This window comes from Rhizobium herbae, assembly GCF_017873135.1.
Classification (GTDB): Bacteria; Pseudomonadota; Alphaproteobacteria; order Rhizobiales; family Rhizobiaceae; genus Pararhizobium; species Pararhizobium herbae.
This window is the reverse complement of the sequence record NZ_JAGGJV010000002.1, coordinates 79,303-91,786: the sequence shown is the minus strand read 5'-3', so window position 1 is coordinate 91,786 and position 12,484 is coordinate 79,303. Positions and strand designations below refer to the sequence as shown.

The 12,484-nt window shown below is 61.6% G+C and carries 14 protein-coding genes; 9 read left to right on the top strand and 5 right to left on the bottom strand.

Annotation, left to right across the window (positions count from 1 at the left end):
* Positions 1-73: 73 nt before the first annotated feature.
* The 6 genes from mepA to J2Z75_RS05710 all read left to right on the top strand — a co-directional run bounded on the left by mepA (position 74) and on the right by J2Z75_RS05710 (position 6,106).
* On the top strand, positions 74-1,123 hold the full coding sequence (mepA, locus tag J2Z75_RS05735) for a penicillin-insensitive murein endopeptidase (RefSeq protein WP_209849063.1): 1,050 nt from the start codon (positions 74-76) through the stop codon (positions 1,121-1,123).
* A gap of 116 nt (positions 1,124-1,239) precedes the next feature.
* The gene (locus J2Z75_RS05730) at positions 1,240-1,620 is read left to right on the top strand and encodes a methylglyoxal synthase (protein ID WP_209849061.1); all 381 of its coding nucleotides are present in this window, start codon (positions 1,240-1,242) and stop codon (positions 1,618-1,620) included.
* A 47-nt stretch (positions 1,621-1,667) separates the two neighbouring features.
* Positions 1,668-2,693, top strand: coding sequence for a glucokinase (locus J2Z75_RS05725; RefSeq protein ID WP_209849059.1), 1,026 nt, complete (start codon positions 1,668-1,670; stop codon positions 2,691-2,693).
* A gap of 103 nt (positions 2,694-2,796) precedes the next feature.
* Complete coding sequence (locus J2Z75_RS05720; protein WP_209849056.1) at positions 2,797-4,608, top strand: ABC transporter ATP-binding protein; 1,812 nt, start codon at positions 2,797-2,799, stop codon at positions 4,606-4,608.
* A 17-nt stretch (positions 4,609-4,625) separates the two neighbouring features.
* Complete coding sequence (dapB, locus tag J2Z75_RS05715; protein WP_209849053.1) at positions 4,626-5,444, top strand: 4-hydroxy-tetrahydrodipicolinate reductase; 819 nt, start codon at positions 4,626-4,628, stop codon at positions 5,442-5,444.
* A gap of 26 nt (positions 5,445-5,470) precedes the next feature.
* Positions 5,471-6,106, top strand: a complete 636-nt coding sequence (locus tag J2Z75_RS05710) for a 2,3-bisphosphoglycerate-dependent phosphoglycerate mutase (protein WP_209849051.1) — start codon at positions 5,471-5,473, stop codon at positions 6,104-6,106.
* 55 nt (positions 6,107-6,161) lie between these two features.
* Here the strand turns inward: J2Z75_RS05710 and J2Z75_RS05705 are convergent, their stop codons facing one another.
* Both J2Z75_RS05705 and J2Z75_RS05700 read right to left on the bottom strand, forming a co-directional pair.
* Positions 6,162-7,034, bottom strand: coding sequence for a methylated-DNA--[protein]-cysteine S-methyltransferase (locus J2Z75_RS05705; protein ID WP_209849048.1), 873 nt, complete (start codon positions 7,032-7,034; stop codon positions 6,162-6,164).
* Positions 7,035-7,099: 65 nt separating this feature from the next.
* Positions 7,100-7,597, bottom strand: a complete 498-nt coding sequence (locus J2Z75_RS05700) for a DUF2244 domain-containing protein (protein WP_209849045.1) — start codon at positions 7,595-7,597, stop codon at positions 7,100-7,102.
* A 22-nt stretch (positions 7,598-7,619) separates the two neighbouring features.
* Between J2Z75_RS05700 and nth the strand changes: the two genes are divergently transcribed.
* Entirely contained in the window at positions 7,620-8,384 is a 765-nt protein-coding gene (nth, locus tag J2Z75_RS05695; protein ID WP_209849042.1) for an endonuclease III, read from the top strand.
* Here nth and J2Z75_RS05690 read toward each other — a convergent pair.
* On the bottom strand, positions 8,377-8,922 hold the full coding sequence (locus J2Z75_RS05690) for a TetR/AcrR family transcriptional regulator (protein WP_209849039.1): 546 nt from the start codon (positions 8,920-8,922) through the stop codon (positions 8,377-8,379). The genes nth and J2Z75_RS05690 overlap by 8 nt on opposite strands.
* A 117-nt stretch (positions 8,923-9,039) precedes the next feature.
* On the opposite strand from J2Z75_RS05690, the gene J2Z75_RS05685 reads away from it, so the two are divergent.
* Entirely contained in the window at positions 9,040-9,465 is a 426-nt protein-coding gene (locus tag J2Z75_RS05685; RefSeq protein WP_209849035.1) for a VOC family protein, read from the top strand.
* A 4-nt stretch (positions 9,466-9,469) separates the two neighbouring features.
* Here the strand turns inward: J2Z75_RS05685 and J2Z75_RS05680 are convergent, their stop codons facing one another.
* Positions 9,470-10,639, bottom strand: a complete 1,170-nt coding sequence (locus J2Z75_RS05680; protein WP_209850618.1) for an MFS transporter — start codon at positions 10,637-10,639, stop codon at positions 9,470-9,472.
* 87 nt (positions 10,640-10,726) lie between these two features.
* Positions 10,727-11,371: a TetR/AcrR family transcriptional regulator gene (locus tag J2Z75_RS05675; protein WP_234937193.1), complete on the bottom strand. Its 645-nt coding sequence runs from the start codon at positions 11,369-11,371 to the stop codon at positions 10,727-10,729.
* A gap of 116 nt (positions 11,372-11,487) precedes the next feature.
* On the opposite strand from J2Z75_RS05675, the gene J2Z75_RS05670 reads away from it, so the two are divergent.
* On the top strand, positions 11,488-12,480 hold the full coding sequence (locus J2Z75_RS05670) for an adenosine kinase (protein WP_209849032.1): 993 nt from the start codon (positions 11,488-11,490) through the stop codon (positions 12,478-12,480).
* Positions 12,481-12,484: the final 4 nt, after the last annotated feature.

Sequence of the window (12,484 nt, the reverse complement as noted above, 5' to 3'; positions counted from 1 at the left end):
GCGAATCGCAGTTGGACATCGCTTAAGCGCGGATCGCCATGCATTGTCGGGAAATGGACGGGGAATGATACGGATGAAGACGGGCTTTACTCGGCATCTGGGATCGATCACGCTGGCTGCGCTGATCGGTCTGAGCTTTGTCGCGAGCAATGCAGCATCGGCTGACGACACACCCGCCAAGCAGATTTTCGGCAAGGTGCAGTTGCCGAGCAATTCCGCTCCGAGTCCGATCGGCTTTTACGCCAAAGGCTGCATGGCCGGCGCCGTGGCGATCCCGACGGACGGGCCGACCTGGCAGGCGATGCGACTGTCGCGAAACCGCCGCTGGGGCAATCCCGCGATGATCGCGTTTCTTGAGAAGTTCTCGCAGGATGCCGCTCAGCTTGGCTGGGGTTCGGGTATCTTGATCGGTGATATTTCCCAGCCCCGGGGCGGACCGATGATCACCGGGCATGCATCCCATCAGATCGGGCTCGACGCGGATATCTGGTTCACGCCAAAGCCCGCACAGCCGCTGTCAGCGCAGGCGCGCGAGGATCTGCCGTTCACCTCGATGCTCGACAAAAGCAAGTTCTTGACGGTGAATTCAACGCGCTGGACACCGACCCACGCGAAACTCGTGATGCAGGCGGCAAGCTACCCGCAGGTGGAGCGCGTTTTCGTCAATCCGGCGATCAAGAAGAAGCTTTGCGAGACATGGACCGGCGACCGCGACCTGCTCGGCAAGGTGCGCCCGGTCTACGGCCACGACGAGCATTTCCACATTCGCATGTTCTGCCCGCCAGGTACGCCGAGCTGCAAGGCGCAGGCGCCGGTTGCAAGCGGCGACGGGTGCGATAAGTCGCTTGCCTGGTGGTTTACCAAGGAGCCGTGGGCCAAGCCGAAACCCGACGCAAAACCGGTGAAGCCGAGATTCATCACCCTTGCCGACCTGCCGAAAGCCTGCGCCGCGGTACTAGCCGCGCCGGCTGCCTCGGAACAATCGGCGACCTTCGGCACCGCCTATGTCGCGCCACAGCCGCAATCCGGTGATGCGGCGATCCAGCAAGCGATTACGGCCGGAAGCACCGACCTGCCGGACAACGCCATTCCGATCCCTCGCTCCCGCCCCGTCCTGCAATAGGATGAAGAGCGCCATGTCTTTTCGGCGCTTTTCATCCGCCGAACTGTGCTGTACAGGAATTCAAATCGATTTAATTCGAGACCGTCATTGGTCGGCGTGATGCGGGGAGATCTGCGATGGCCAATCCGAAATGCGTGGCGCTGATTGCGCACGACCAGAAAAAAGACGACATGGCCGCGTTCGCGCAGGCCAACGAAACCGTCTTTGCCGGCTGGAAGATCGTTGCCACCGGCACGACCGGAGGCCGGGTACAGGAAGCCTGTCCGAGCCTCAACGTCATCCGGCTGAAAAGCGGTCCACTTGGCGGCGACCAGCAGATCGGCGCGATGATTGCCACCGGCGACGTTCATATGCTGATCTTCTTCATCGATCCCCTGAGCGCCATGCCGCATGACGTCGATGTCAAGGCATTGACGCGGCTCGCCACCGTCTACGACATTCCGATGGCGCTGAACCGGGCGACCGCAGAACAGTTGATCGATTTCAATCATCCCTGATAAAGCTCATCTGAAGTTTCAGTCCGCAGGATCACAACGGAACGCCCATGCCAACGCTCACAGACACCGATAGCGGCCTCACCTTCCCGATCCTGATCGGCGATATCGGCGGAACCAATGCGCGGTTTGCCCTGCTGCTGGACGCCTTTGCCGAACCGAAGATCTTTCCGATCATTCCGACGACAAGTTATGCCAGCATCGAGGAGGCTTTGCAGACCAGCATTCTTGACAAGACTTCGGTGCAGCCGAGATCGGCGATCATCGCCGTTGCCGGCCCGGTGAAGGGGGACGAAATTCCCTTGACCAATGCCGGTTGGGTGATCAAGCCGAAGGACATGTTGAAGGCGTTAACGCTCGAAGACGTCATCATCATCAATGATTTCGAGGCACAGGCACTCGCCATTGCCGCGATCGGCGAGGACGGCCGCGAGCAGATCGGCCCTGGAGCCATTCTCGAATCCGCATCCTGTGCCGTTCTCGGCCCCGGAACCGGCCTTGGCGTGGCGGGCCTCGTCCATGCCCAGCATACGTGGTTTCCGGTTCCCGGCGAAGGTGGACATATCGATGTCGGGCCGCGTACCGAGCGAGACTATCAGATCTGGCCGTTCCTTGAACCGATCGAAGGTCGCATTTCGGCGGAGCAGCTGCTCTGCGGCCGCGGCATCATGAACATCTACCGCGCCGTCTGTGAATCCAAGGCATGGGATCCGACGCTCGCCGATCCGGCTGCGGTGACGACCAACGCGCTTGCCGGCAGCGACGAGGCGGCGGTCGAAACCGTTTCGCTGTTTTCCACCTATCTTGGCCGTGTGGCCGGCGACATGGCGATGATCTTCATGGCGCGCGGCGGCGTGTTCCTGGCCGGCGGCATTTCGCAAAAGATCCTGCCGGCGCTGAAGAAGCCGGAGTTCCGCGCGGCCTTCGAAGACAAAGCGCCACACTCGGCGCTGCTGCGAACGATACCGACCTTCGTCGTCACCCACCCAACCGCGGCACTTTCCGGTCTTGCCGCCTATTCGCGCACGCCTTCCCGCTTCGGTGTGGCAACGGAGGGACGGCGCTGGAGAAGTTGAACGGCGATCCGCGCGGCAGACTCGCCAAAGAAGGATCAAGAGATTATAGAGCCCGGGAGAATAGGGCGCTTTCCAGCATGCGCCGGGCTTTAAGGAAACCAGCTTGAAACAAGCCAAGACAAAGCTGCCGTCTGTCGATCGCGAGACAATCACCAGCGTTCTGAAGCGCGTTATTGCCGAAAACGGGCGCGCGCACTTGCGTGGTTACGCTTTTGCCATCGCCTGCCTCGTCGTTGTCGCCGGCACCACGGCCTTTACCGCCTGGATCATGGAATCGGTGGTGAACGAGGCCTTTGCCAACAAGCGGGCCGACATCGTTCTCTATATCTGCGGCGCGATCTTTCTGGCCTTCGTGGTGCGTGGTTTTGCCACCTATGGCCAGGCCGTGGCGCTGTCCAAGATCGGCAACAATATCGTCGCCAGCTATCAGCGCCGACTCTATTCGCACCTGATGGCGCTGAGCGTCGGCTATTTCAGCGATACCCGGTCCGCCCGCATCTCTGCCCAGATCAGCCAGAACGTTTCCGGCATCCGCGATGTGCTGAACATGACGGTGACGTCGTTGGCCCGTGACTTCCTGACACTCATCGCGCTGATCGGCGTGATGATCGGCAAGGACTGGCTGCTGACGGTGATCGTCTTCGTCATCGCGCCACCCCTCTTGATCGGTCTTCGCTACATTTCGCGCCGGCTCAGGCAGGCGACGCGCGAATCGGTCGAGATCAACAGTCATGTACTCGGCGCCATGCAGGAAACCATCCAGGGCATCACCATCGTCAAGGCATTCACGATGGAAAAACAGCTCAAAACCAAGGTCGAGACGATCATCGACCGGGCCGAAAACCGCGCCAACCGTATTGCCCGCCTCAGTGAACGCACCGCGCCCATGACCGAAACCTTCGCCGGTTTCGCAATTTCCAGCGTGCTGGCCTATGCCGCCTTCCGGTCGATTTACGGCAACGTGCAGCCGGGCGCCTTTTTCGCCTTCGTGACGGCGTTGTTGATGGCCTATGATCCGGCCCGGCGACTTGCCAGACTGCAGGTTTCGCTCGAGCGCGCCGTCGTCAATGCACGGATGATCTACGAAATCCTCGATACGGTGCCGCATCAGCGAGATCTGCCGGACGCCCGCGATCTGGCGCCGGGGCCAGCCACGATCGAATTCAGGAACGTGCGCTTCAGCTATGCGCAGGGCGACGATATTCTCAAGGGGGTCAGCTTTACTGCCGAAGGCGGCAAGACGACCGCGTTGGTCGGCCCCTCCGGCGCCGGAAAGTCGACGGTCATCAGCCTCATTCCGCGGTTCTACGATCCTTCCGGCGGCGAAATCCTGATCGATGGGCAGGACATCGCTCATGTCACCAAGCAGTCGCTTCGCAACGGGCTCGCCTATGTTTCGCAGCAGCCATATCTCTTCGAAGGTTCGATCCGCGACAACATTCGCTACGGTCGCCCGGAAGCAACGGATGTCGAGGTCGAGGAAGCCGCCAAGCTCGCCTATGCCCATGACTTCATCCTGATGCAGCCACAGGGATATGACACGTCGGTCGGTGAAAACGGCGTGACCCTGTCCGGGGGCCAGCGCCAGCGGCTGTCGATCGCCCGCGCACTGGTCCGCAACGCGCCGATCCTGCTGCTCGACGAGGCGACCTCGGCGCTGGACACCGAATCCGAGGCAGCCGTGCAGAAGGCACTCGATCATGCCATGAGCGGCCGCACCGTGGTCGTCATCGCCCATCGCCTGTCGACCGTGGTCAATGCCGACAAGATCATCGTCATGAAGGACGGACTGGTGGTCGAGGAAGGCACGCATGAGGCGCTTGCGCAGCGCAGTGACGGCCTTTACGCTCGCCTGCACAATCTGCAAGGCAATGCGGCTGCGCAACCAACGGCGGAAGCCGATATTCTGATTTGACGGGAATTGAGGCAGGCATGAGCGGGACGGACATGAAACTCGTTGTGGTGGGCGCCGCCGGCCGGATGGGCCAGACGCTGATCCGCACCATCAATGCCGTGCCGGGCGCCACTCTCTTTGCCGCCGTCGAACGGCCGGGCTCCGCCTTCATCGGCCGCGACGCGGGTGAGATCGCTGGCCTCGGACCGACCGGTGTGACCATCACCGACAAGCCGCTCGAAGCGTTTGTCGAGGCCGAAGGCGTACTCGACTTCACCTCGCCCGCCGCGTCCGTGGAATTTTCCGGCCTCGCCGCGCAGGCCCGCATCGTCCATGTCATCGGGACCACCGGCTGCTCAGCGGACGATGAAGCGAAATTCAATGCCGCCGCCCGGCATGCCCGCATCGTCAAATCCGGCAATATGAGCCTCGGCGTCAATCTTCTCGGCGTTCTCACCGAGCAGGCTGCGCGCGCGCTTGGCCCGGAAAACTGGGACATCGAGATCCTCGAAATGCACCATAAACACAAGGTGGACGCGCCTTCCGGGACGGCACTGCTTCTCGGCGGAGCCGCTGCCAAGGGCCGCGATATCGGCCTTGCCGAACATTCCGTGCGGGTGCGCGACGGCCATACCGGCGCGCGCGTCGCAGGCACGATCGGTTTTGCCACGCTGCGCGGCGGCTCGGTGATCGGCGAACATTCCGTCATTCTCGCTGGCGAAGGCGAGCAGGTGACGCTGTCCCACTCGGCCACCGACCGCGCGATCTTTGCGCGCGGCGCCGTCACCGCGGCACTGTGGGCGCGCAACCAGAAACCCGGCTTCTATTCCATGCTCGACGTGCTCGGGCTGTCCTGAACCTTAAACTCCCCGGAGGAATACATATGAGCGGCACCCTCGTCCTTGTGCGTCACGGCCAGAGCGACTGGAACCTGAAGAACCTGTTTACCGGCTGGAAGGATCCCGACCTGACGGCACTCGGCATCGAGGAAGCCAATGCCGGCGGCAAGGCGCTGGCCGATTACGGCATCAAGTACGACATCGCCTTCACCTCGGTGCTGACGCGCGCGCAGCACACGCTCAAGCTCATCCTCGACAATATCGGCCAGCCGGACCTCGAAACCATCAAGGACCAGGCGCTGAACGAGCGCGACTACGGCGATCTGTCCGGGCTCAACAAGGACGATGCCCGGGCCAAATGGGGCGAGGAGCAGGTGCATATCTGGCGCCGGTCCTACGACGTTCCGCCGCCGGGCGGCGAAAGCCTGCGCGATACCGGCGCGCGCGTCTGGCCGTACTATCTGACCGAGATCCTGCCGCGTGTTCTCAGGGGCGAGAATGTTCTTGTCGCAGCCCATGGCAATTCGCTGCGCTCGCTGGTCATGGTGCTCGATCGTTTGACCAAGGAACAGATTCTTGCCCTCAATCTCGCGACGGGCGTGCCGATGGTCTACAAGCTCAACGCGGATTCAACCGTCGCTTCCAAGGAAGTCCTCGGCGACATGTCGGGCGCGCACTGAACACCCGCCACTGTGTCTCGTAACGATTTGGGCCGCGTGAGCGGCCCTTTCCGTGTCAGACCTTTCCCGCTTCCCAGCCGAGCATGGCCCGTTTGCGGGTGAGACCCCAATGATAGCCGGTGAGCGCGCCGCTCTTGCCGAGAGCGCGATGGCAGGGAACCACGAACGAGATCGGGTTGCGGCCGACGGCGGCGCCAACGGCGCGTGAGGCAGTCGGCTGACCGATATCGCAGGCGATATCGGAATAGGTAACAGCCTTTCCCATCGGGATTTTCAGGAGCGATTCCCAGACGCGGATCTGGAAGTCGGATCCGATCAGCACCACGCGCAACGGTTCTTCGGCGCTCCACTCCCTGGCATCGAAAATACGGGCGGCATATCTGGCCGTCGCCGCGCTGTCTTCGATAAACCGAGCGTTTGGCCAGCGGCCGGCCATGTCCTCGAAGCTGGCCTTTTCGTCGCCGGCATCATTGAAAGCGAGGCCGGCAAGGCCGCGATCCGTGATCATCACCAGCGCCACGCCGAACGGACACGGATGAAAACCATAGCGGATGGTCAGTCCGCCGCCGCGCAGTTTCCATTCGCCGGGCGACATTGCCTCGTGGGTGACGAAAAGGTCGTGCAGCCGCGAGGGGCCTGATAGACCGAGTTCGAAGCTGGTTTCGAGCAGTGGCAACTCTTCCTGGCGCAGCAGGCGCTTGGCGTGATCCAGCGTCACAGCCTGCAGGAACGCCTTCGGCGACAGACCCGCCCAGCGCGTAAACGTCTTCTGCAATTGCGTCGGCGACTGGCCGAGATCACCGGCGATGCTTTCGAGAGACGGCTGATCGCGATAGGTCTCGGTCAACAGTTCAACGACTCGGCTGACGGTCTCGTAGTCGCTGCCGTGCGGCGTTATGTCGGTGGGAACCGATGTCTTGATGTCCATGATCGTATCTCCTTGAGGATAAGAGATAATCACTCGGGGCCGGCATTCGCCACCCGATTCTTGCCCTATCGGCGCTTCACCGTTGCCAGAGCGCAGGAAAAGGCGGTCGCGAACGTTTCCCGGTCGTCACGGTTGAGGAACGAGCCGATATCGGTCGCGCGCCGCCGGTCGCTGATCTGCATGGAAACGATTCCGATCTCCTCGTGGCGGAAAATATTGAACCGTGCCCAGAAGGTGTTGAAGTGATGCTCAGTCATTTTGCCCGCCGGCGTGAACTTGCGCACCGAGACATCGGTACGCGAGACGCTCACTTCCTCGCGAGCGCGAGCGGAGCGGTAATTCAGCCAGAAAGCGCCAAACAGCAGCAGGAAATCCAGTCCGAAGAAGAAGACGATCGGCCAGGCGCCGATGATGACGAAGACGAAGATGTGAACGAGGCTCATCAGTCCGGCGATCAACAGAAGGACCTTGAAGCCCTTGAGGCCGAGCGAGCGATAGGGCGTCAACTCGGCGGCGAAAACCGGCTGCTCTTCCGTCGTTATCTCGGCGTTGCCATCGTTCATGACGATTGACTATAGATGCATCATGAAAAACGTGAAGCCAGAATCATCCATCAAGCCGGCGAAAGCGAAAACCGCGACAACCGGCCGCGCCGGGAGCAGGCTGAAGACCGTCTATAACAAGGCGGAAATCGAGGAGATTTTCCGGCGCTTCTCGATCCAGCGTCCGGAACCCAAGGGCGAGTTGGAACACGTCAACCCGTTCACGCTGGTTGTTGCGGTGGCGCTGTCGGCGCAGGCGACGGATGCTGGCGTCAACAAGGCGACGCGGGCGCTGTTTGCCATTGCCGATACGCCGGAAAAGATGGTGGCGCTGGGTGAAGAGCGGGTTCGCGACTATATCAAGACCATCGGGCTCTACCGCAACAAGGCAAAGAACGTCATTGCGCTCAGTGAAAAGCTGATTGCCGAATACGGCGGCGAGGTGCCGAGGACGCGCGAAGAGTTGATCACCCTGCCGGGGGTCGGCCGCAAAACCGCCAATGTCGTTCTCTCGATGGCTTTCGGACAAGCGACCATGGCGGTGGACACCCACATCTTCCGCATAGCCAACCGGCTCTGTCTGGCCCCGGGGAAAACCCCGGACGAGGTCGAAAGCCAGCTGATGCGGATCATCCCGGACCACTATCTCTACCATGCGCACCATTGGCTGATCCTGCACGGGCGCTATTGCTGCAAGGCGCGCAAGCCGGAATGCGAACGTTGCGTCATCGCCGATATCTGCAAGGCGGCGGAAAAGACCAATGAGATCCCTGCGCCCCTGGTCGAGTTGCCGGCACAAGTCATTTGACGGATATGCCGTCAATCAGCACGGCGATCGCCCTTTCGTAGTCCTGGCGGCTGGCACCAGCCTCGATGGCAAGTGCCGCCCGGTCGAACGCTGCGGCGAGAAGGTCGGTAAAAACATCCAGTAGGTCCGGCGCCTTGCCGCTGGCGGCGAAGAGTTCCCTCAGGCCCGCCTTGAGGCTGGCTTCCGAATATTCCTCATCCAGCTCGCGCATGGCGTCTGATCCCAGAACGGCAGGCCCATCCAGCAGGAGCAGGCGCGTACGCCCGGGCACAGCCAGGGCATCGAAATAGGCGCGCGTGCCGTCGAGAATGGCGTCGCGCGCTGTCGCCGAGGCCGCCGAAGCGCTTTCGATTTCTTCACTCACCTTCCTCGCCTCGTCGGCGATAACGGCAGCAAAGAGCGCCTTCTTGTCCACGAAATGATGATAGAGAGCCCCACGCGTCACACCGGCAGCGTTGACGATTTCCGGCGTGGCGGTATCCGCATAGCCTTTTTCGATGAATAGGCCGCGTGCCGCACGGATCAATGCGCCCCTCATGGTTTCCGTCCGCTCGCTGTTGCTGCGTCGCAATTTTCCACCTTTACATACAATCTGTATGTATGTTAATTGAAGATACAAACAGATTGTATGTGGATTTTGAAGGAGAAGAAAGCCATGAAAATCACCAGCTACTATCCCGTCATCATGACCGGCGATGTCCAGGTAACCATTGATTTCTACAAGCGGCATCTTCGCTTCGAGGCGCTGTTCAGCAGCGACTGGTATGTGCACCTCCAATCGACGCTGGACGAACGCGTTACGTTGGCTGTTCTGGACGGCAATCACCACACCATTCCGCAAAGCGGGCACGGAACCGTTTCCGGGTTGCTTCTGAATTTCGAGGTCGAGGACCCGGACGCCCTTTATGCAGAGTTTCAGGCAGCAGGTCTGCCGATCCTGAGAACGCTGCGCGACGAGGATTTCGGTCAGCGGCATTTCATCACTGCCGACCCAAACGGCGTACTGATCGACGTGATCAAGCCTATCCCGCCGACTGCGGAATACGCCGCACAGTTTGATGCGTCGGTGCTGCCCGCCTGATTCCTCAGCTTTTGACCGGCCTGCGCTCCGTCAGCGAATAGAGAAGCGCACAGGCCGGGAGCGCGAGGCCCAGCATCGAGGCCGCCCACCAGCCGCCTTCCGCATAAAGCCAGCCGCCGAGCGCCGAGCCGAGCGCGCCACCGGCGAAGAAGGTCGCCATATAGAGGCCATTCAGACGGCTTCGATATTCGGCGCCAAGGACGAAGATGGCGCGCTGGCCGAGTACCAGATTGGTCGTCACGCCGAAATCCAGCAGGATCGCGGCAAAGGTGAGAAGACCAAGCGCCAACAGCGATCCGGTTGGTGCAATATGGGTGATGAGGAAGGCGACGGCGACGGAGATCATTGCCAATCGCGTCGCCAGATAGCTCCAGCCACGATCTGCAAGACGCCCGCCGATCGGCGCGGCGATGGCACCGGCGGCCCCTGCCAGCGCGAACAGCGCGATCTGCCCCTGCGACAGGCCGAATTCCGGCCCCGAAAGCAGAAGCGGCGTGGTTGTCCAGAACAGGCTGAAAGCGGCGAACATGCAGGCTTGATAGAGCGAACGACGGCGCAGGATCGGTGTCGTCACCACCAGCCGGCCCATCGAGGCCAGCAGCCCGCCATAGCTCAAACCCGTCTGCGGAATACGCGGCGGCAGGGCGCGGGCGAGAACCAGAGCCAGAATGACGAGGACCACGGCCGAGATGAAGAACACCATGTGCCAGGGCAGGAATTCGGCGATGAAGCTGGAAGCCGGACGCGCCAGCATGATACCGACCATCAACCCGCTCATGACATTGCCGACGGCCTGGCCGCGATGCGCTTCCGGTGCCATATGCGCCGCATAGGGCACGATGATCTGGATCGCCACCGAACCGAGCCCGATGAAGAACGCCGAGGCCAGAAACGGCAGCGGCGTCGAGGCGAGGCCAGCACCGACGACGGCAAGCGTTCCAAGCCCCATGACCGCGAGGATCAGCTTGCGATTTTCGAAGAGATCGCCGAGCGGGACGATGAACAGCAGACCCAGCCCATAGCCGATCTGCGTCAGAGTGACGATGAGCCCGGCCGCCCCCGGGGACAGGCCGAGCGACGTGCTGATCGGCCCGATCAAGGGCTGCGCGTAGTAGAGGTTGGCCGCGATCAGTCCGCAGGCGGCGGCCAGAAGGAACGTCATCGCCGCCGACATTTTCTTGGGCTCGGAATCAAGTTCATCGAGTATTGCGATGCTGGTCACGGTCGTCTCCGAATGCAGGTTTCTTAAAATTGTCAGGTCTCAATCGAGAAGTTTCATCGCCGCATCGGCAACCGCGATCATCTGCGCGTGGCTTCGGCCTGTTTTGCCGAGGACACGCATGCCCTGCAGCAGGCATAGCAATGCTCGGGCCGTATCGGCAGCATTGATGCCAGCGGGAATCGATCCGTCTGACTGGCCGAGCAGGATGCAGTCGTTCATCACCGCCTCATTTGTCGCGTGCGCGAGGGCCACACGCTCCCCAACAACGGGATCGGAGACGGCCAGTTCCGTGGCAGTCGTAACGACGAGGCAGCCACGCTGTCCGAGCGTGCCGTGCGCGGCCTCCGCGTAAAATCGCAGCGCCGCCTGAACCTTGTCCCGCCCCACGACATGCGGATCGATTGCTGCTTTCAGCTTTCGGCTCCGCAACACCCGGTAACGATCGAACGCGGCGAGCAATATGCCGCGCTTGTCCTTGAAGGCCTTGTAGATGCTGCCGGGCGTCAGTTGCATTGCCTCACTGAGGTCGCTGATCGCCGTGCCATGATAACCGCGCGTGGAAAACACTTCGATGGCCCGGTCAAGCGCCAGATCGATATCGAACTCGCGGGGGCGGCCACGTGTTCTCGGTTCCGGCAGAGTATCGGCTTCGATTTCCATTCGCTTGATATAGGAAATGATCATTCCCTATTTCAAGCGAAATCTGTCCAAAACCGTTCTTTTTCTCTTTTCCCTTCCAAAGTGCCGGAAATCCGCTATTACCGGACACCGGCTGACACAAACATTCCAGGCGGTTCCGGATGACAAAATTCGACGTTCTCACGATCGGCAATGCCATTGTGGATATCATTGCGCGCTGCGACGACGCGTTTCTTGTCCACAACGGCATCATCAAGAGCGCGATGAACCTGATCGACGCCGACCGCGCCGAACTGCTCTATTCGCGCATGGGACCAGCTCTCGAGGCTTCCGGCGGCAGCGCCGGCAACACGGCGGCGGGCGTTGCCAGCCTCGGCGGCAAGGCCGCCTATTTCGGCAAGGTCGCCAATGATCAGCTCGGCGAGATCTTCACCCACGACATCCGGGCGCAGGGCGTGCATTTCGAGACGAAGCCGCTGGAAACCCATCCGCCGACCGCCCGCTCGATGATCTTCGTCACCGATGACGGCGAGCGCTCGATGAACACCTATCTCGGCGCCTGCGTCGAGCTTGGCCCGGAGGACGTCGAGCCGGCGGTGGTCGCGGAGGCGGCCGTTACCTATTTCGAAGGCTATCTCTGGGATCCGCCGCTTGCCAAGGACGCGATCCGCGAATGCGCCCGCATCGCCCATGAAAACGGCCGCGAAGTGGCGATGACGCTCTCCGACAGTTTCTGCGTCCATCGCTACCGCGCGGAATTCCTCGACCTGATGCGCTCCGGCACCGTCGACATCGTTTTCGCCAACCGCGCCGAGGCCCTGGCGCTGTACGAGACGGAAGACTTCGAACAGGCGCTGTCGATGATCGCCAGGGATTGCAAGCTCGCCGCGGTGACGCTGAGCGAAGACGGCTCGATTATCGTCAAGGGCGACGAGCGGGTGACGGTCGATGCGACGACGGTCAAACGCGTGGTCGATACCACCGGCGCCGGCGATCTCTATGCCGCCGGATTCCTGCATGGGTACACGACGGGCAGGACGCTTGCCGACTGCGGCAAGCTCGGCAGCCTGGCGGCCGGCATCGTGATCGAGCAGGTCGGACCGCGCCCGATGATCTCGTTATCGGCGGCGGCGAAGGAAGCCGGTCTTCTCTGATCGC

Bases quoted from the DNA above. Each gene is read 5' to 3' on its own strand.
- mepA (WP_209849063.1), top strand. From the start codon at position 74: ATGAAGACGGGCTTTACTCGGCATCTGGGATCGATCACGCTGGCTGCG.
- J2Z75_RS05730 (WP_209849061.1), top strand. From the start codon at position 1,240: ATGGCCAATCCGAAATGCGTGGCGCTGATTGCGCACGACCAGAAAAAA.
- J2Z75_RS05725 (WP_209849059.1), top strand. From the start codon at position 1,668: ATGCCAACGCTCACAGACACCGATAGCGGCCTCACCTTCCCGATCCTG.
- dapB (WP_209849053.1), top strand. From the start codon at position 4,626: ATGAGCGGGACGGACATGAAACTCGTTGTGGTGGGCGCCGCCGGCCGG.
- J2Z75_RS05710 (WP_209849051.1), top strand. From the start codon at position 5,471: ATGAGCGGCACCCTCGTCCTTGTGCGTCACGGCCAGAGCGACTGGAAC.
- J2Z75_RS05705 (WP_209849048.1), bottom strand. From the start codon at position 7,034: ATGGACATCAAGACATCGGTTCCCACCGACATAACGCCGCACGGCAGC.
- J2Z75_RS05700 (WP_209849045.1), bottom strand. From the start codon at position 7,597: ATGAACGATGGCAACGCCGAGATAACGACGGAAGAGCAGCCGGTTTTC.
- nth (WP_209849042.1), top strand. From the start codon at position 7,620: ATGAAAAACGTGAAGCCAGAATCATCCATCAAGCCGGCGAAAGCGAAA.
- J2Z75_RS05690 (WP_209849039.1), bottom strand. From the start codon at position 8,922: ATGAGGGGCGCATTGATCCGTGCGGCACGCGGCCTATTCATCGAAAAA.
- J2Z75_RS05685 (WP_209849035.1), top strand. From the start codon at position 9,040: ATGAAAATCACCAGCTACTATCCCGTCATCATGACCGGCGATGTCCAG.
- J2Z75_RS05680 (WP_209850618.1), bottom strand. From the start codon at position 10,639: ATGTCGGCGGCGATGACGTTCCTTCTGGCCGCCGCCTGCGGACTGATC.
- J2Z75_RS05675 (WP_234937193.1), bottom strand. From the start codon at position 11,371: ATGATCATTTCCTATATCAAGCGAATGGAAATCGAAGCCGATACTCTG.
- J2Z75_RS05670 (WP_209849032.1), top strand. From the start codon at position 11,488: ATGACAAAATTCGACGTTCTCACGATCGGCAATGCCATTGTGGATATC.